Consider the following 17952-nt stretch of genomic DNA (forward strand, 5'->3'; position numbering starts at 1 on the left):
AATTAATTATTGAACATATAACAAAATAAGTCATTTTTATACATTTACACTTTAAGTTTATACTTATGTTATTACTCTACTTATAGTAATCTAAATAGAGGAAATGTTTCAACATTTAATAGGTTACATTTTATATTATTTATAGTTTAAGGAGTATAACTTGATGACAAAACATGACCCTTTTGAAGAACTCGACGACAATAACAACGCTAAAGGACAAACGATTAAACAAATGATGTTAGAAAATGATCATCATAATCTAAGGAGACACAACAAGTTATCATTTGGGATTTTTATCATAACGTTACTAATTTTAATATTTGTTGTAGGTATGTTTATCATATAAATTTTATAGCTTTATAATTGCAAGCTATATATTTTATAAAACAAATTTTTAACGTCTTCATTGTTAAATACGCTATACTAATTTATATACTTAACATATTACTAAGATTACCGAAACTATATACATGAGGTGATACAATGAAAAATTATTTAATAACTGGTGGCACTGGTATGGTGGGAAACCAGTTAATTGATGCAATTAAAGAGAGCGATGCACATATAATTATATTAACACGTCAAGATAAATCAAGTAGTCATCCCAAAATCAGCTATGTTAATTGGTCCAAATCAGGATGGCAGTCATTGGTGCCAGACATAGATATTGTCATCAATTTGGCTGGAGCGAGTTTAAATAAGCGTTGGACCCCAAAATACAAACAAACAATCATGCTAAGTAGACTACAATCTACCCAAGCGCTATATGAGTTGTTCAAAGATAGAAGTTATAAACCCGAAGTCCTTTTTAACGCTAGTGCTGTAGGATATTATAAACCAGATTTACATCAAACATATACAGAACTGTATCGAACGTTACCTTTTGACTTTTTATCAGAAGTTGTCTATCAATGGGAACGTATGGCGAAACAATTTGAAACATTAGGTACACGAGTAGTGATTGGTAGATTTGGTATGGTATTGTCTAACGAAGGTGGCGCATTACCATTAATGAAACTACCATACAACTTATATGCTGGTGGCAAAATTGGTTCTGGTCGTCAATGGTATTCGTGGATTCACCTAGAAGATCTTACCCGCGCTATCTTATTTGTAATTAGTAATAACAAAGCACGAGGTGTATTTAATTTCACTACACCTATTGCCGAACGTCAAAATTTATTTGGTTATACACTTGGCCGTATTATGGATAAACCACATTACACTTGGGTGCCATCTACATTGATCCGCCTCGTATTAGGACAAATGTCTACGGTAGTACTAGACACTCAAAAAGTTATTCCTAATAAATTAGAATCTCTAGGCTTCAATTTCAAATTTAATAATTTAAAAGTAGCACTTGAAAATTTAGAATACTAAATAAAAAACAGTCCTATATAGGACTGTTTTTTATTATGATTCTGGTTCCATAACTTGGTCTACTAGGCCGTATTCTTTTGCTTCAGAAGCTGATAAGAAATTATCACGGTCTGTATCTTTTTCAATTTGTTCAATTGATTGACCTGTACGTTCAGCTAAAATTTGATTTAATTTAGCACGAGTTTTTAAGATATGATTTGCTGCAATTTCAATTTCAGTTGCTTGACCTTGAGCACCACCTAGAGGTTGGTGAATCATTACTTCAGCGTTTGGTAAAGCAAAACGTTTACCTTTAGCTCCTGCTGCTAATAAGAATGATCCCATAGATGCAGCCATACCTATACAAATAGTTTGTACATCTGGTTTAATATGTTGAATTGTATCGTAAATAGCAAAACCAGCCGTTACACTGCCTCCTGGTGAATTAATATAAAGATAAATATCTTTTTCAGCATCTTGTGCTTGTAAAAATAACAATTGAGATACAATTGAATTTGCTACATTGTCATCAATTTGAGAACCTAACATGATAATACGGTCTTTTAATAAACGTGAGTAAATGTCATAAGCACGTTCACCACGGTTTGTTGTTTCTATTACTGTAGGAATTAAATTCATTCTGTTTCCTCCTTAATTATAACTGTTGAATTTATTTTAACCCAAAAGTCAAAAATGGTCAAAACATAAACTCACCTTTTTTTTATTCTTTTCAAACTCATTATTGACCAATACTTTAAACATTTGTAAACTATTGATATTGTATATTTTACCCCTCGTAGTGTAATGGATAACACATAAGATTCCGGTTCTTAGAATAGGGGTTCGATTCCCTTCGAGGGGATTAATGATGTATAATTATATATTTTTAGAAATTGAAAATGCGTCAACAACAAGTTTTCATCAACTGCAACAAGCTATTCAAAAGTATATAATTTTTTATAATAATGAAGGAATTAAATTAAAATTTAAAGGTTTGTTTCCTAAAAATTTTAGGAAACAAACCTTTAAAATATTATTACTAAAAAGCTAACCAGCCACCTCGAAGGGTGGAAAAGAATATGTTAAATATATAAATTGAACATAAATTTGATATATTCTCTGCATTTAATGTATTTCATAACAAGGCAATATAGTATATAAAAGTAGTTAAGTAATATAATCATTTCCTACTCAAATGACAAATCGCCTGTCAACGTTAGTAATAAACTCTATAAATAAAGATAATCAGAACATTTAATATTTATAGCTATTTATGAATCGCACCAAAAGCCTCGTATATAATATTATCTCTAGTCTCTAGTTTTATAATGACAGTAGATGTCTGAATTAAGAGTACGCTTTTATTAATCTTTTTCAAGTCTATCCATCCTTGCCAGGACATAACTGTCTCAAAAATAATTTTCATCCTATATTTAGGATCAAAAACTATATAGTATTCACACTTCCATTAAAAATGGCTACCTTATATCAAAAGTATAAGGTAGCCATAAACGTTTTGTTTTTTACTGCTATTTAACAGAGGTCAGTTCACATAATGAATTAACTCTCTTATTTTGAGAACAGGTTTATGTCCTAGACACCTCTTTACGAATTTATCAAGCTATCTAAGTCTATTATTTTATTTCCTAAATTAAAATATTTTGTATTATGTGTTGCCATAATAATCGTGACACCTTCGTTATTTAATTGTTTAAATAATTTCATGACTTCATCACTATTACTTTCATCTAAATTACCCGTAGGTTCATCTGCTATCAAGACTTTAGGTCGTTTTAAGATAGCTCTTGCTATAGCAATTCTTTGTTGTTCACCGCCACTACATGTATAAACTTTAGCTTTTAATATCTTTTTGTCTAAACCAACATTGGCTATTACGGAAGTTATTTTGTCTTTATCTTTTTTCGTTATATTTAAAGGTAATGTCAAATTTGTATATACTGTTTCATTTACCAATAAACCGTAATTTTGATAAACATATGCAATATCTTCTCTCACTACATGTAATATATCTTTTTGTTTACTTAATATTTGGTTTTTATAGCTAATTTTACCGGAATCGGGTTTTTCTAATAATCCAATCATATTTAGTAAGGTTGTTTTACCTTTTCCACTTTGACCAGTTATCACAATAAAATCTTCATCTTCAATATGGTAGTTAAAAGCATCAATAATCTTTTTTGATTTATAGGACTTACTAATATTTATTAGTTTAATCATCGTCTTGCCCCTTTAATATTAAATTAGCATTTGATTTATTTAATCTATTAATCAACTCATATATTACTACTGCTTGTATTAATAATATAATTAAGTATATTAATAACGTAGTAACCCAATATTTACCAAAAAGCAATATAAATAAAAACGTATTGGCGATAACTAAAAAACAAATTAACCACCTATGAATTTGCCAATAGCTATAACCTAAATGACGCTTTAAACTAATATTAAATTGAAATGATTTAAAATAAACGTTCAACAATGTCACGATAGTAAGAACTAAAGAACCAATAGTTATAATTACTAATGTTACATATTTCAATGTATCTTTTTTATATTCATTAATAAGACTTACTTTAGTATTATAAACAGATTCCACATTTTTAATCGTATTATCCATATTAAAATGTTTTATACCTTTAACTATTGTGTCGTAAGGTTTATCTAAATTAGAAGTGAAATAATAGCTAGAAGTTAAATAGTGACTAAAATGAGCAATGTCGCTATTCCCCATTTCGACGATAGCAATTGGATCGATAACTTCATTGTTCATATCTCCAATAATAGGATCATATGAGAAATAACCTTTATTGCTTGAAGTATATATAATATTTAGTGATAATCCTTTATTATAGCTTTCGTTATCTTTATTAAAGTATTTGTAAAAATAGAATTTATCTAAATAAATTTGCTTTATTTTTTCTTCATACTTTTTCAATACGCTTGGCACTAATAAGTTTTGAACCTTATCATTATATTTTAATTGGGTGATTACATTTTCGCCCTTCTCAGTTAAGATGCTATGTCGTTGTAAATAATTTTTATCAATGATGACATAACGACTATCAATAGGCAACGTTAATTCACCTTTGGCGTTGTATACTTCTTGTTCTTTTTCCTCAGAGATTAAGAAATTATTGAAGCTAGCAATAAATCCTTTGTTAAATTTGCTATTATAATACGCTTTATATTTCTTGTTTTCAGTTTTTTCTAGTTCTTCATCTTTAAGCTGGCCAATATAAGTTGCAATCGTACGATAGATATTTTTAGTGTTTTGCCAATGTTTTAATGAAACTTGTTGTTTATGATAATTTGTATAATTTATTAATAAATTTTGTGTGGCATTTCCTATAATATACATAATCACAAGCGTTAAAATCATATAAGCAATAGTTAACACATACTTGCTATTTTGAGCATTATTATTATTAAACGCTTTATAATATATATGTATTGTTATCGTTGTTAAAGCAATATAAATACTCGAAATTATTATGACAAACGCTCCAAACACCACTAGCACAGTTAAATAATGCAAATCTTTATATACGATATAATAAACGAATAATACTGTTATCAAAGAAAATAAAATTGCAACAACAATATGCTTTTTAAATAATTTCATGATAAATAGCATAATCTGCCCTTTAGAGTAACCTAAGTCATAAAGAACCTTATATTGCTTTTTATTATTTCTTAAATAATGCAAATAGATAATACTATTAAGTAATACAAACATTATTATCATTAGTATAGAGAATGAATCTAGATTATAGTTCCAAACCGATAAATGCTTTGCATCTTTTTTAACTATCCCTACATTTTTATTAATTAAATTAATAACTGTTTCTATATCACTTTGATTCCCTTTTAAATAATATTTGCCATCTGTGGCTAACTTAGTGTCAAAGAACTCATAGACTTTAATATTAATTTTACTATTAAAAGTTTTTAAGGTGTGTTTATTAGAAGTATGTTTTAATAACGACTTGTCTGTAGTATGTAAAAGTACTTTGTTATCATTAATAAATGTTTCTTGTGTAAATTCAACGTTATATTTTTTATGCAAATAGTGAAAATACTTTCTATCTTGTTTGGTGAACTTCTTTTCTTCATCTGTAAAACTAAAATAAATTCCTGTACTACCATTATCAACAATTTTAAAATATGCTAACTCTTTTAATTGGTGGATAAATATAAAATTTATAGATATTAAAAAAGCTATTACTAATACTGTAAGCAACTTCTTCATGCTTCACCTCTTATGATTATAATTAAAAAATATTTTACCTATAATCATAGAAAGCTTTATTTCCAGTCAAAGTCTTCTTAACACGTGCTTTTGAAAAAACTCCTTTATTTCTCCATCCTCCATCATTAAATTTACCTCTTTTATTAATTACAGATGCTTTACCTTGTCTTTTATAATGCTTATATTCTGAAATAGCTAGATTACCTCTAGTCCCTCTAATCCAAAAGCCTCCACTTGCATATCCCGATGTAATTGCACGTGTATAAATATTATCAGTAGTTTTAGATTGCTTTATACCACTATAATTATCTAAATTTTCTTCTCCACCTAATATATGATTTTGAGCATTCGAAAAACTAAAGTAACCTAAACCGCATATACTGGCACTTAAAATATCACTCGAAAATATAAATTTTTTCATATTTAACACCTCTTCATAATTTATAATGATTAAGGCTTATGAAGTATATTTTTCTATATTAACTAAACTAAACACTAATCTAATCGCTAAGCCAAGTTACATAATTTTATTATCTATTATATAATTTATATTATAGTTCTTTGATTTTATATTGTAAATATATTTCCGAAAAAAATAAGCCTTCAAATCATTTTGAAGACTTACATCATTTTTAAATTTTACTAGCTTTATATTCCAATGGATCAATTTCATGTTTGCGCATATCCGATCCTTTTTTATACAGCATAACGACTCCAATTATTAATACTACTATAGTTACTAAAAATAGCATGTTTTTCTTCTTGCCAAAATTCATCACACCACTTAATACCAATAAAACTATGATGACGATAAATAGAATAAATGCTAAATACATAAACAAAACACTCATATATTTTTACTTCCTTCGCGCGTTTAATTAATTTGAAGCATAAATCATTATGCTCTGTAAAATTAAATACCGCAATATAAACTTTTACAATTTTATACTACTTATTTTCTTCTAAATTCAAATAAAAAACTAGCTAAGTAGCAATTTGCCTATAGCTAGCCATTTTATTAACATTATAATTCTGAATATAATTACAATGAATCAATATTTTCTCCGCTTCTTATTTTGTCAGCCATTTCGTTTAATTTTCTAAGACGATGATTGACGCCAGATTTTGAAATTGTACCTGTCGAAACCATTTCACCTAGCTCTTTTAATGAAATTTCTTGATGCTCAACACGTAATTTTGCAATTTCTCTTAAACGATCTGGTAAGTTATCTAAACCTATTTCTTTGTCTATCAATTGTATACTTTCAACTTGTTTCATAGCGGCGCTGACTGTTTTATTTAAATTTGCTGTTTCACAATTGACAAGTCTATTAACTGAATTTCTCATGTCTCGTACGATTCTGACATCTTCAAATTTAAGTAATGCTTGATAACCTCCGATTAAACTTAAGAAATCGGATATTTTTTCAGCTTCTTTTAAATACACAATGCTTCCCTTTTTACGTTCTAAATGTTTGGCGTTCAAATCATAACCATTCATTAATTTTGTCAGCCCTTCTGAATGGTTTTCATATAAAGAAAATATTTCTAAATGATAAGATGAAGTTTCTGGATTATTGACTGAACCGCCAGCCAAAAAAGCCCCTCTTAAATAACTACGTCGCATTTCATCGTCTTCGATGATTGCTTCATCAATTTCATGCGTAAATATACCGTTTTTCAATATACCTAATTCATCCAAAATCTCTTTAGATCTCATCTTAACTCTACATATATAAATATTATTTTTCTTTAATTTCATTTTTTTACGCACTAAAATTTCAACTTCAACGTTAAATATTTTTTTAATTAATGAATAGATTCTTCTCGCCGTTGTAGCATTCTCTGTTTGTACATTAATTACAAATTGTTGATTTGCTAAACTAAGTGCACCATTCATTCTTATCAAGGCACTGAGCTCTGCTTTTGCGTTGTCTATATCAACTTCGATTCTTGTTAATTCATTTTTCATTTCTGATGCAAAGCTCATATGTACTCATTCCTTTTCTTTACTACAAATTAGTTCCCAATTTTTAAACTACTTACGTTTAAATTTAATTGTATCAGTAGTATCTAATGCAATCTCATAGATCATCTTTGAGAGCACTTTGTTATTATGACGAACGTAATGCTCTGATGATATTTCAACTAGATTATCATGCGAAAATACTTTGATATTTGCTTGGTCTAATACATCTCTATCGTTAACTACCGGACTAGCATTTTCGTTTTTATATCTATCTAACACGTTCTGACTAAATGATTGTTCGTTACATATCGCATAATCAATAAATTGCTTACCTACATGATCATGAATGGCATTAATGTGTTCATACGCAGTATAATTATTTGTTTCACCAGGTTGAGTCATGACATTGGTAACATATAATTTAGGCGCTTCACTATTTATAACCGCTTCTGCAATCCCTTCAACACAAAGGTTTGATATTACACTTGTATAAAGAGACCCTGGTCCTAAGACAATTAAATCCGCTTCTGATAAAGCTTCTAAAGCTTCTGCCATTGGTTGTACATTTTTGGGTTCCAAAAAGACATGTTTAATTTTTTTGTTTTTTTTAGGTATATTTGATTCACCGTATACTATTTCTCCATCTTCCATAACTGCATTCAATTGTACACTCGTATTAGTAGATGGTATGACTTTGCCTTTAATATTTAAAATTTTACTTAGTTCTTTAACGGCATGTCCAAAATCATTGGTAATGTTAGTTAACGCCGCGATTAATAGATTACCTAATGAATGGCCTTCAATTTGATTTTCTTGAAACCGATATTTAAACAACTCTTCCAATATAGGTTCAGCTTCACTTAAAGCAGAAATTACGTTTCTAATATCTCCTGGTGCCGGAATATTCATTTCATTACGAATCTTGCCAGTACTACCACCATCATCCGCAACTGTAACGATAGTAGTAATATCAATATTATAGTCTCTTAATCCACGTGCTAAAACTGATAAACCAGTGCCACCGCCGATAAGTACAAGTTTAATTTTCTCCATTTTTCTCGCCACTTTCAATATGTGCATCTCGGTGATGTACATATACATTATAGTCAAAGCTTTCTCTTAATTCTTCACCAATTCTTTTAGCCAAAGCTACAGAGCGATGTTGACCTCCTGTACAACCCATGGCAATAACCAATTGTGTTTTCCCTTCTTTTTTGTAACCGGGTATCATGTATTTTAATAAATCTATTAATTTTTCGTAAAAAATTTCAGTTTCTTGCCATTTCATTACATAATCATACACTAGTTTATCTTCTCCAGTTAAAGGTCTTAATTCCTTAACGTAATAAGGATTAGGTAAAAATCTAACATCAAATACTATATCTGCGTCCATTTGAATACCATGTTTAAATCCAAAACTTGTTACATTGACACTAAATAATTCATAGTTTCTATTGTTAAAGTAATCATTCATACGTTTTTTTAATTCTTTTGGTGTGAAAAAGGACGTATCAATAATATAATTTGCACAACTTCTTATTTCTGTTAGTAAATGTCTCTCTTCTTCAATAGATTCTATTAAAGAACGTTGACCATTCTCATTCAAGGGATGTGCCCTACGCGTCTCTTTATATCTTGAAATTAATCGTTCTTCACTCGCTTCTAAAAATATAAGCTCTACAATAACGTCAGTTCTACTTTTAATAGCATCGACTTCTTTTACAAAAGATTTAAATAATTCTTTACCTCTCAAATCAATTGCAATAGCAACCTTTCTTAAAGAAGGGTTGTCCTGTTCCATTAATTCGACAAACTTAGGCAATAAAATAGGTGGTAGGTTATCAACACAAAAGTAACCAATATCTTCTAGACTTTGAATAACAAGTGATTTCCCGGCACCTGACATACCAGTAATTAACAATAATTCACTATTAACATTTTCTTTTTCACTTTTTTGCATCTTCTACTACACCATCCACTTAAATTTAAATTCCTGTACGTTACAAGTTGTATTTTAAATTATATATACTTATACTGTTATGATACATTTTACATTAAAAGCCATCTTCATCATAGTATTATAATTTTAAAAAAATAAACAGCTAAGATAGATTAACCTACCAACATGTAAGTCAATTATCCTAGCTGCTATTTTATTGATATTAGATTATACTTCCATTTTATCTTTTAATTCTTCGATATAAGCTTGCACACTCTGTGCCGCAATACTACCATCACCTGTTGCTGTAACTATTTGACGTAGTCCTTTTTCTCTAACATCGCCAGCAGCATATATACCAGGAACTGAAGTTTTCATGTCTTCATCTGTCAAGATATAACCTACTTCGTTAGTAATACCAAGATTTTCAAATGGTGCTGTTAAAGGTTTCATACCGATATATATGAAAACACCGTCAGCATCTAAAGTTTCTTCCGTACCATCAATAGTAGAAGCTAAGGTTACTGAACCGACTTTACCATCTTTTTCATTGATTGTTTTAAGCGTATGATTCCAAATAAAGTCAATTTTGTCATTTTTGAAAGCACGATCTTGTAATATTTTTTGAGCACGTAATTCGTCTCTTCTGTGAACTACTGTTACGCTGTCAGCAAATTTTGTTAAGAATGTTCCTTCTTCAACTGCTGAGTCACCGCCACCAATTACGAATAATTTTTTACCTTTAAAGAATGCACCATCACATACCGCACAATAACTAACGCCTCTACCGCCTAGTTCTTGTTCTCCAGGTACGCCGATTTTTTTGTATTCCGCACCCGTTGTAATGATGACAGCATGTGCAGTGATTTGACTATTTCCTAGGTCGATTACTTTGTAGTCACCTTTGTCTTCGACTGATTTAATATCACCGTATTGATATTTTGCGCCAAATTTCTTCGCATGCTCAAACATTTTTGTAGATAAATCCGGACCCGTTACCATTTCAAATCCTGGGAAATTTTCTACTTCTTCTGTATTAGCCATTTGTCCGCCTGGCATACCTCTTTCAATCATAACAGTGCTTAAATTCGCTCTAGATGCGTAAACTGCGGCCGTCATACCTGCAGGTCCAGCACCTATAATAGCAACGTCATAATCCACTTGTTCAGTCATTTCATAGCCTCCTATTTATTAATTCATTATGCGAATTATACAGCATTTAATATATTTCTCAAAACTATATGCTTACCAAATAATCTATCGCTTGATTCAAGCGATAAAGCGTAACATCAAACCAATCCATCACTTGTTGTTTTGAAATTTTACTGTCACTATTTTGATAATAATTATATACAAAAGCAGCAACATAATGTGTTACATGCGTTAAATCTATACCTTCAGCTATAATCGCTTCTGCTTGATCAATCCATACAATAAACAATTCCTCGTCATCTTTCAAGTTATCAATATTATAAAGTTGTAATAAACCTCTATGAACGAAATCTAATTTATTTAATTTTAAATCTTGGATTAGATAAGTTAAATAAAGTTTTTCATAGTCATTCATACCTTCTAAAACAGACCATATTTCTTCTGTTAACAGAACTTCTCGTCCTTTTAATTGATTAAGTAAAAATATGCCATAAATGCGGCGGTGACTATCATCATTTAATAATAAAGGTAGGATATGTTGGTTAAAAAAGTTTTTGCTTTCTTCTATTTTCCACGGCGCGTAACCCACGTCAACCTTTGAAATTTCTTGCAGTTTCGACCAGAAAAACTCGCTTTCTTCTGGTTGATCCAAATAATAGTAATTAAAACTTAAAGCATTAAACATCTGCAAAGATATAAACTTGCCCTTTTTATACAATGGTACTAGCAATCTCTGAGAAGCCTCATATTCTTTCAAGTAGCTTAATACAATACCTAATTTAAACGTTTCGTCTTCATTCATAGGCATTACTTTGCTTAATAATTGAATGTATTTTTGATATTTTTCTTTTTCATTAGTGTTATACAACAGTAAAGTGTAATGACACAGGGCGTGCATATCTGATTTATCTTCAGTAAGTAAAGTTTCAAACATTTCTTTAGCAATATCATATTCACTTAAATATAAATAGCACATGGCTAATAAATTACGTACGATTCTATGTTGTTGTACTTCTTCAGTTTGGCGTTTAATATAATCCCTTGCTTCAGGCAGTCTACCTTGAGAGAACAAATATTGAAAAATTAGTTGTACTGCGAATAGTTGGCTTTCTAAGTTAATGTCATGACCAGAATCATAAGATACTTCAAACATTTGCTCTAATTCATCGTAATAATCTTCATCTTCAGATATTAATACATAATTAATACCAAACAAGAAAGCCTTGTTTGGTTCATTCAATTCAATGTTTAACTGACTTAATTGAAAGAAACTTTCTGCAACGCATTCATCTTTAACTATAGTTTCATAAAAAAGCGTTTCTGCGCGTTGGTCTGCACCAATTTTCGACAAGCATAATGCGTAATTGACTTTCACATCAAAATCTTGAGGTGACATTTCTAGCACTTTACCGAAATATTCAATAGCTTTTTTGTAGTCTTGTTGCTGTAATTTTTGTTCTCCCATTTTTTTATAAAAGTCAGCATCAAAATTCATGGGGATTACTTTATTATTATGTGCCATCCATGTACACCTCCTTTTTATTTATCTGTGTGGTTAACAATTTGTATTGGATTGCCATATGCCAATGCATTATCCGGTATGTCTTTCGTTACGACACTTCCAGCACCGACTTTCACATTTGAACCAATACTGATGCCTGGTAAAATCGTCACATTAGCTCCAATCATCGTATTATCTCCGATATAAATCTTTCCAGTTCTAAACTCATCAACTAAAAATTCATGTGTTAACAACACCGTGTTATATCCAATAATACTATTATGACCTATGTGAATGTGTTCAGGATACATAATATCAGGCATGACTTTAAATGCAAAAGCAGTGTGCTCACCGATATTCATTTTTAATAAGTGACGATAAAGCCATCTTTTTAATTTCAGGCTAGGTAGATAGCGACTTATTTCTATAATTATCGTTTGTTTTAATATTTTGAACCTATCTACGTGCCGATACATTGACCATAAAGGATTTATGTTGGCAACACGTTGCTTTTTAATATTTCTCACTTCAATCACTTCGCTTTTTTATTCGGCCAAGTTAATGGCCCAGCATTTTTATATTGCAGTGGATTATATTTTAATCTTCTATAAATAATAATAGCTATGCCGATAATTATAAGAACTACTGACATAACTTGAGCCACCCTAATATGTTCAGTCAACATTAAACTATCAGTACGCATACCTTCAACAAAAAATCTGCCAATAGAATACCAAATCAAGTATAAACAGAATGTTTCTCCAACTTTTAAATGTTTACGCAACGTAATTAAAATAATAAATCCTAAAATATCCCATACAGATTCATATAAAAATGTAGGTTGGTAGTACTGACCATCTATGTACATATTTTTTATAATAAATTCTGGAATATGTAGATGTTCAAGTGCAGCACGGGAAACCGGACCGCCATGCGCTTCATGGTTCATAAAATTTCCCCATCTGCCAATACCCTGACCTAAAATGATACTAGGTGCGATAACGTCTCCAATTTGGAACGGATGATAGTTTTTCATTTTACAAAGAATAATACCTGTAACAAAACCACCTATCAAACCACCATGAATAGCGATACCACCATGCCAAATCATAGGTATTTCTATTGGGTTTTGTATATAATAAGGTAATTGGAAGATTACGAAGTATATACGCGCAACAACAAAGCCAAATATGGCACTCCAAAAAATAATATCTACTAAAGTATCTTTATCGTGTCCGATACGTTTAACGCCGGCTTGAGCAATAAAGTAACCAAGTAAAATACCAGTTGCAATAATGATGCCATACCATCTAATTGAAAGTGGACCTAATTGTATGGCAACTGGATCTATATAACTTAAAATCATTGAGGTAAATCTCCTTCGTTGTTTTTAGTACTATTGCGCAATATTTCTGCATTCAGTCTATCATTAAATTCTTCCGCTGTATTAATACCCATAATATTAAGTCGATAGTTCATTGCCGCCACTTCTAAAATGACCGCAACGTTACGTCCAGGTCTGACTGGGATAGTCTTTTTAGTAATTTCATTATCTAAAATGCGTAACGTTTCTTCATTTAGTCCTACTCGATCATATAGTTTATCTTTATGCCAATTTTCTAAATGAATATTTAAGCGAATTCTTTTTTCAGTCAAAATCGAACCTGCACCAAATAAAGTCATAACATTAATAATACCTAATCCACGAATCTCTAATAGATGCTCGATTAGTTTAGGTGGCTTACCAATTAATTCATCTTTACTGACCTCACGAATCTCAACATTGTCATCCGCTACAAGCCTATGTCCACGTTTAACAAGTTCTAAGGCCGTTTCACTTTTACCAATTCCTGAATCGCCAGTAATCATTACTCCAACACCGTAAACATCGACGAGTACACCATGTAATGAAGTTGTACGTGCAAGTTCATGTTCTAAAAATGTAGTCAAACGACTCATTAATTGTGTCGTAGCAACCGTCGACATAATTAAAGGCGTTTCTAATTCTTTGGCAGCTTCGATTAATTCTTCTGGCGGTTCTAAATCTCTCGTAACAATAATTGCCGGCGTTTCGGGACGACAGAGTTTTCTCATTCTACCTTGTCTTTCTTCATCCGGTAGTAAATTGTAAAAAGATAATTCAGTAGTACCTAATAATTGAATACGGTCAGATGCATAGTGAGAAAAATAACCTGCCATTTCTAACCCAGGTCTAGAAATATCTGTATTCTTAATTTGTTTATTTAAGCCGGCTTCACCAGCTATAAGTTCAAGTTCAAACCGCTCCACTAAATCTTTAGTAGTTAACATAGGTTCACCTCACTAATATTTTCCTATACGTATTATGTTCATATCATATCAAAAAGTTACTAGTAAACATAATCAAATAACGTGTAATTTGTATGACCACTTACGTATATAAGGCATTTATTTATTAATTATATACGATTAGCCACAATAACGTCGAAATTTATTTATTTTTTATAATGAGATTATTATTTTAACTCATACGTAATTCAGTATTAGAACACCACAGTACAATCATTTATAAATTTTATAATTAAATGACTCTGGGATATGAATACTAAAAGAGCACCCTATACATGATTGCAAAGATAAAAATAATTTATAGGCCACATTTATAAACATACTACGTATTATATGGCTCTCTTTCCTAACAAGATGATGTTTTTTAGAATTTTACTCGAACGTCGTCTCGAGAAATAAATAAAATCAAAAATGAACTTGGCTGTTTCTGAATGACATTAAACATAAGAAAGTCTGTAGCGCAAAGAGCTACAAAATTTCATAAAAGCAAAGAAAACGTCAACTTCTACATTGTTTCAATAGAAATTGACGTTTGTGTTTTAGTCAAAGACACTTATGTCTCAGAGACTCATGTATCCATATTTAAGTTAACTATGAACGCTATCTCGTTCTAATACGTGTTTTAAATATTGACCTGTATAACTAGATTCTACTTGCGCAATTGCTTCAGGTGTACCAGTAGCGATAATCGTACCACCACCATCGCCGCCTTCCGGACCTAAGTCAATAATATGGTCGGCCGTCTTTATAACGTCTAAATTATGTTCAATGATAACGACCGTATCTCCATTTTCAACTAATGTATTTAATACATTTAATAAGCGTCCTATATCATCCACATGTAACCCTGTAGTTGGTTCATCCAAAATATAAATAGACTTCCCAGTTGAACGTTTGTGTAATTCTGAGGCTAGCTTAACACGTTGTGCTTCCCCGCCAGATAAAGTTGTAGCAGGTTGTCCCAGTGTCACATAGCCTAATCCTACATCGACTAACGTTTTTAATTTGCGATGAATTTTAGGTACATTCTCGAAGAAGTATGTTGCTTCCTCAGCAGTCATGTTTAATATGTCTGCAATATTTTTGCCTTTATAAGTCACTTCAAGCGTTTCGCGATTATAGCGTGACCCATCACATACTTCACAAGGTACATAAACATCAGGTAAAAAATGCATTTCTATTTTAATAATGCCATCACCTTTACAAGCTTCACAGCGTCCACCTTTAACGTTAAAACTAAATCTACCTTTGGAGTAACCTCTTACTTTTGCTTCATTAGTTTGAGCGAATATATCTCTAATATCGTCAAAAACACCTGTATAAGTTGCAGGGTTAGAACGAGGTGTACGCCCTATTGGTGATTGATCAATATCAATTATGCGTTCCAATTGGTCTATGCCTTCGACCGCATCACAATCCCCTGGTTTCACTTTAGATTTGTTTATTTCTTTTGCTAGGGATTTATACAACACTTGGTTTACAAGAGAACTTTTACCAGAACCAGAAACGCCTGTAACAACTGTCATCGTTGATAATGGGAAATCAACATCAACATTTTTTAGATTATTGCTACGTGCACCTTTAACACTTATTTTTCTATCAGTAATTTCTCGTCTTTGTTCAGGTACATCTATTCTCTTTTTGCCACTTAAATATTGACCTGTTAATGAACCTTTACTTTTCATAACTTGTTTTGGTGTACCACTAGCAACAATTTCGCCACCATGATCACCAGCACCTGGTCCGACATCGACTAAATAATCCGCAGCACGCATCGTATCATCATCATGTTCAACTACTATAAGTGTATTACCTAAATCTCTCATTTCTTTTAGCGTCTCGATAAGACGATCATTATCTCGTTGATGTAAGCCGATAGAAGGCTCATCTAAAACATAAAGTACACCTGACAGTCTTGAACCTATTTGAGTCGCTAATCTAATACGTTGTGCTTCTCCACCTGAAAGTGTACCTGATGAACGATTTAACGTTAGATACTCTAAACCAACATTAAATAAAAATTTCAAACGTGAAATAATTTCTTTTAATATTTGGTTTGCTATTGTTCTATCTTGATTAGATAGTTCAATATTTTCATAGTAATCAAGTGCTTCTTTAATAGATTTATTAATTACTTCACCAATATTTAGTTTTGATACGTAAACAGACAATGCCTCTCTACTTAAACGTTGTCCATGACAAGTTTCACAAGGTAATTCTGTCATATATTTACTCATCATTTCACGTACATATTCTGATGGGGAATCATGGTAACGACGATTGATATTATTAATTACGCCTTCAAATTCCATCGTACGTGTTCTAGTTTGACCGTTACGTTGTTTAAAAGTAAATTCTATTTCTTTACCCTGTGAACCATGCATTATAATATCTTTTTGTCTGTCAGTTAATTTTTTGTATGGTTTATCCATATTTATTTTATATACTTCACATACGCGTTTTAATAGTGTTGGATAAAAATCTGAACTTGTTGGTTCCCAAGGTACGATCGCACCTTCATTTAGCGTTAAGTTTTTGTCAGGCACAACTAAGTCCATATCAACAGTCAGTTTTTGACCTAGACCATCACACGTTGGACATGCACCAAACGGACTATTAAAACTAAACATTCTTGGTTCTAACTCACCGATTGAAAACCCACAAATTGGACATGCATGATTTTCCGAAAATTTTAATTCTTCGTCACCGATAACATCGACAACTAAATTTCCCTCTGCTAAACGTAAAGCAGTTTCTATAGAGTCTGCTAAACGTGTTTCAATACCTTCTTTAACAACGAGTCTATCTACTACAACTTCAATAGTATGATTTTTATTTTTATCAAGCTCTGGTACTTCGTTAATATCTGTAATTTCATCATCGACACGTACACGAACGTATCCTTTTTTACTAATGTCGTCGATTAATTTTTCGTGTGATCCCTTGCGATGTGATACTACAGGTGCAAGTAGTTGAATTTTAGTGCGCTCTTCTAAATTCAATATTCTATCCGTCATTTGCTGTACCGTTTGTGACTCTATTTCAATATGGTGGTTCGGACAATATGCTTTACCTACACGCGCATATAATAAGCGTATATAATCATATATTTCAGTAACTGTCGCTACAATTGATCTTGGATTTTTACTTGTTGTTTTTTGGTCTATTGAAATTGCAGGTGACAAACCTTCAATCGTATCGACATCAGGTTTATCCATTTGCCCTAAAAATTGACGTGCATAGGCACTTAACGACTCAACGTAACGTCTTTGTCCTTCCGCGTATATCGTATCAAAGGCAAGAGAAGATTTACCTGAACCAGAAAGACCAGTCATGACAATCAATTTATTTTTAGGGATTTCTATATCAACACTTTTTAAATTATGGGCGCGCGCCCCTTTAACTACAATAGATGGTTCTTTCATATATCA

17 protein-coding genes and 1 tRNA gene are annotated in these 17952 nt (G+C 31.2%); 4 read left to right on the forward strand and 14 right to left on the reverse strand.

Annotation, left to right across the window (positions count from 1 at the left end; all coding sequences use genetic code 11):
- The first annotated feature begins 163 nt into the window (after positions 1–163).
- A complete protein-coding gene (locus ISP02_RS09170; RefSeq protein WP_195721266.1) occupies positions 164–346 on the forward strand; it encodes a hypothetical protein in 183 nt (60 codons plus the stop codon).
- A gap of 137 nt (positions 347–483) precedes the next feature.
- Positions 484–1380: a TIGR01777 family oxidoreductase gene (locus ISP02_RS09175; RefSeq protein ID WP_195721267.1), complete on the forward strand. Its 897-nt coding sequence runs from the start codon at positions 484–486 to the stop codon at positions 1378–1380.
- Between the two features lie 33 nt (positions 1381–1413).
- Here ISP02_RS09175 and clpP read toward each other — a convergent pair whose 3' ends face one another.
- On the reverse strand, positions 1414–1998 hold the full coding sequence (gene clpP, locus ISP02_RS09180; RefSeq protein WP_195721268.1) for an ATP-dependent Clp endopeptidase proteolytic subunit ClpP: 585 nt from the start codon (positions 1996–1998) through the stop codon (positions 1414–1416).
- Positions 1999–2149: 151 nt separating this feature from the next.
- Between clpP and ISP02_RS09185 the strand changes: the two genes are divergently transcribed.
- Together ISP02_RS09185 and ISP02_RS13270 are read left to right on the forward strand one after the other, a co-directional pair.
- A tRNA-Arg gene (locus ISP02_RS09185) sits at positions 2150–2221 on the forward strand.
- A gap of 6 nt (positions 2222–2227) precedes the next feature.
- The gene (locus ISP02_RS13270) at positions 2228–2410 is read left to right on the forward strand and encodes an IS3 family transposase (protein WP_408020148.1); all 183 of its coding nucleotides are present in this window, start codon (positions 2228–2230) and stop codon (positions 2408–2410) included.
- A 554-nt stretch (positions 2411–2964) separates the two neighbouring features.
- On the opposite strand, the gene ISP02_RS09195 is transcribed toward ISP02_RS13270, so the two are convergent.
- The 13 genes from ISP02_RS09195 to uvrA all read right to left on the reverse strand — a co-directional run bounded on the left by ISP02_RS09195 (position 2965) and on the right by uvrA (position 17946).
- Positions 2965–3597 carry a cell division ATP-binding protein FtsE gene (locus ISP02_RS09195; protein WP_195721270.1) on the reverse strand — a complete coding sequence of 211 codons (633 nt, stop codon included), beginning with the start codon at positions 3595–3597 and terminating at the stop codon, positions 2965–2967.
- Positions 3590–5632 carry a DUF1430 domain-containing protein gene (locus ISP02_RS09200; RefSeq protein WP_195721271.1) on the reverse strand — a complete coding sequence of 681 codons (2043 nt, stop codon included), beginning with the start codon at positions 5630–5632 and terminating at the stop codon, positions 3590–3592. Before ISP02_RS09200 ends, ISP02_RS09195 begins: the two co-directional genes overlap by 8 nt.
- A 34-nt stretch (positions 5633–5666) precedes the next feature.
- A complete protein-coding gene (locus ISP02_RS09205; protein WP_195721272.1) occupies positions 5667–6053 on the reverse strand; it encodes a lactococcin 972 family bacteriocin in 387 nt (128 codons plus the stop codon).
- 211 nt (positions 6054–6264) lie between these two features.
- On the reverse strand, positions 6265–6483 hold the full coding sequence (locus ISP02_RS09210) for a hypothetical protein (RefSeq protein WP_195721273.1): 219 nt from the start codon (positions 6481–6483) through the stop codon (positions 6265–6267).
- Positions 6484–6674: 191 nt separating this feature from the next.
- Positions 6675–7622 (reverse strand): DNA-binding protein WhiA, encoded by a 948-nt coding sequence (gene whiA / locus ISP02_RS09215; RefSeq protein WP_195721274.1) that lies wholly within the window; start codon positions 7620–7622, stop codon positions 6675–6677.
- Between the two features lie 48 nt (positions 7623–7670).
- Positions 7671–8654, reverse strand: a complete 984-nt coding sequence (locus ISP02_RS09220) for a gluconeogenesis factor YvcK family protein (RefSeq protein ID WP_195721275.1) — start codon at positions 8652–8654, stop codon at positions 7671–7673.
- Entirely contained in the window at positions 8641–9561 is a 921-nt protein-coding gene (gene rapZ / locus ISP02_RS09225) for an RNase adapter RapZ (RefSeq protein WP_195721276.1), read from the reverse strand. Before rapZ ends, ISP02_RS09220 begins: the two co-directional genes overlap by 14 nt.
- A 207-nt stretch (positions 9562–9768) precedes the next feature.
- On the reverse strand, positions 9769–10713 hold the full coding sequence (gene trxB, locus ISP02_RS09230; protein WP_195721277.1) for a thioredoxin-disulfide reductase: 945 nt from the start codon (positions 10711–10713) through the stop codon (positions 9769–9771).
- A gap of 64 nt (positions 10714–10777) precedes the next feature.
- Complete coding sequence (locus tag ISP02_RS09235; RefSeq protein ID WP_195721278.1) at positions 10778–12214, reverse strand: tetratricopeptide repeat protein; 1437 nt, start codon at positions 12212–12214, stop codon at positions 10778–10780.
- A 17-nt stretch (positions 12215–12231) separates the two neighbouring features.
- Entirely contained in the window at positions 12232–12720 is a 489-nt protein-coding gene (locus ISP02_RS09240; RefSeq protein ID WP_328806064.1) for an acyltransferase, read from the reverse strand.
- A 5-nt stretch (positions 12721–12725) separates the two neighbouring features.
- Positions 12726–13559, reverse strand: a complete 834-nt coding sequence (gene lgt / locus ISP02_RS09245) for a prolipoprotein diacylglyceryl transferase (RefSeq protein WP_195721279.1) — start codon at positions 13557–13559, stop codon at positions 12726–12728.
- Positions 13556–14503, reverse strand: a complete 948-nt coding sequence (hprK, locus tag ISP02_RS09250) for an HPr(Ser) kinase/phosphatase (RefSeq protein WP_195721280.1) — start codon at positions 14501–14503, stop codon at positions 13556–13558. Before hprK ends, lgt begins: the two co-directional genes overlap by 4 nt.
- A 605-nt stretch (positions 14504–15108) precedes the next feature.
- Complete coding sequence (gene uvrA, locus ISP02_RS09255) at positions 15109–17946, reverse strand: excinuclease ABC subunit UvrA (protein ID WP_195721281.1); 2838 nt, start codon at positions 17944–17946, stop codon at positions 15109–15111.
- Positions 17947–17952 lie beyond the last annotated feature (6 nt).

Source organism: Staphylococcus durrellii, assembly GCF_015594545.1.
Lineage (GTDB): Bacteria > Bacillota > Bacilli > Staphylococcales > Staphylococcaceae > Staphylococcus > Staphylococcus durrellii.

What these genes read in the sequence shown, in the direction of transcription:
- uvrA (WP_195721281.1), bottom strand. Translation starts at nt 17,946, where the DNA reads ATGAAAGAACCATCTATTGTAGTTAAAGGGGCGCGCGCCCATAATTTA.
- ISP02_RS09195 (WP_195721270.1), bottom strand. Translation starts at nt 3,597, where the DNA reads ATGATTAAACTAATAAATATTAGTAAGTCCTATAAATCAAAAAAGATT.
- ISP02_RS09235 (WP_195721278.1), bottom strand. Translation starts at nt 12,214, where the DNA reads ATGGCACATAATAATAAAGTAATCCCCATGAATTTTGATGCTGACTTT.
- ISP02_RS09170 (WP_195721266.1), top strand. Translation starts at nt 164, where the DNA reads ATGACAAAACATGACCCTTTTGAAGAACTCGACGACAATAACAACGCT.
- trxB (WP_195721277.1), bottom strand. Translation starts at nt 10,713, where the DNA reads ATGACTGAACAAGTGGATTATGACGTTGCTATTATAGGTGCTGGACCT.
- ISP02_RS09205 (WP_195721272.1), bottom strand. Translation starts at nt 6,053, where the DNA reads ATGAAAAAATTTATATTTTCGAGTGATATTTTAAGTGCCAGTATATGC.
- rapZ (WP_195721276.1), bottom strand. Translation starts at nt 9,561, where the DNA reads ATGCAAAAAAGTGAAAAAGAAAATGTTAATAGTGAATTATTGTTAATT.
- hprK (WP_195721280.1), bottom strand. Translation starts at nt 14,503, where the DNA reads ATGTTAACTACTAAAGATTTAGTGGAGCGGTTTGAACTTGAACTTATA.
- whiA (WP_195721274.1), bottom strand. Translation starts at nt 7,622, where the DNA reads ATGAGCTTTGCATCAGAAATGAAAAATGAATTAACAAGAATCGAAGTT.
- ISP02_RS09210 (WP_195721273.1), bottom strand. Translation starts at nt 6,483, where the DNA reads ATGAGTGTTTTGTTTATGTATTTAGCATTTATTCTATTTATCGTCATC.
- ISP02_RS09220 (WP_195721275.1), bottom strand. Translation starts at nt 8,654, where the DNA reads ATGGAGAAAATTAAACTTGTACTTATCGGCGGTGGCACTGGTTTATCA.
- ISP02_RS09200 (WP_195721271.1), bottom strand. Translation starts at nt 5,632, where the DNA reads ATGAAGAAGTTGCTTACAGTATTAGTAATAGCTTTTTTAATATCTATA.
- ISP02_RS13270 (WP_408020148.1), top strand. Translation starts at nt 2,228, where the DNA reads ATGTATAATTATATATTTTTAGAAATTGAAAATGCGTCAACAACAAGT.
- ISP02_RS09175 (WP_195721267.1), top strand. Translation starts at nt 484, where the DNA reads ATGAAAAATTATTTAATAACTGGTGGCACTGGTATGGTGGGAAACCAG.
- lgt (WP_195721279.1), bottom strand. Translation starts at nt 13,559, where the DNA reads ATGATTTTAAGTTATATAGATCCAGTTGCCATACAATTAGGTCCACTT.
- clpP (WP_195721268.1), bottom strand. Translation starts at nt 1,998, where the DNA reads ATGAATTTAATTCCTACAGTAATAGAAACAACAAACCGTGGTGAACGT.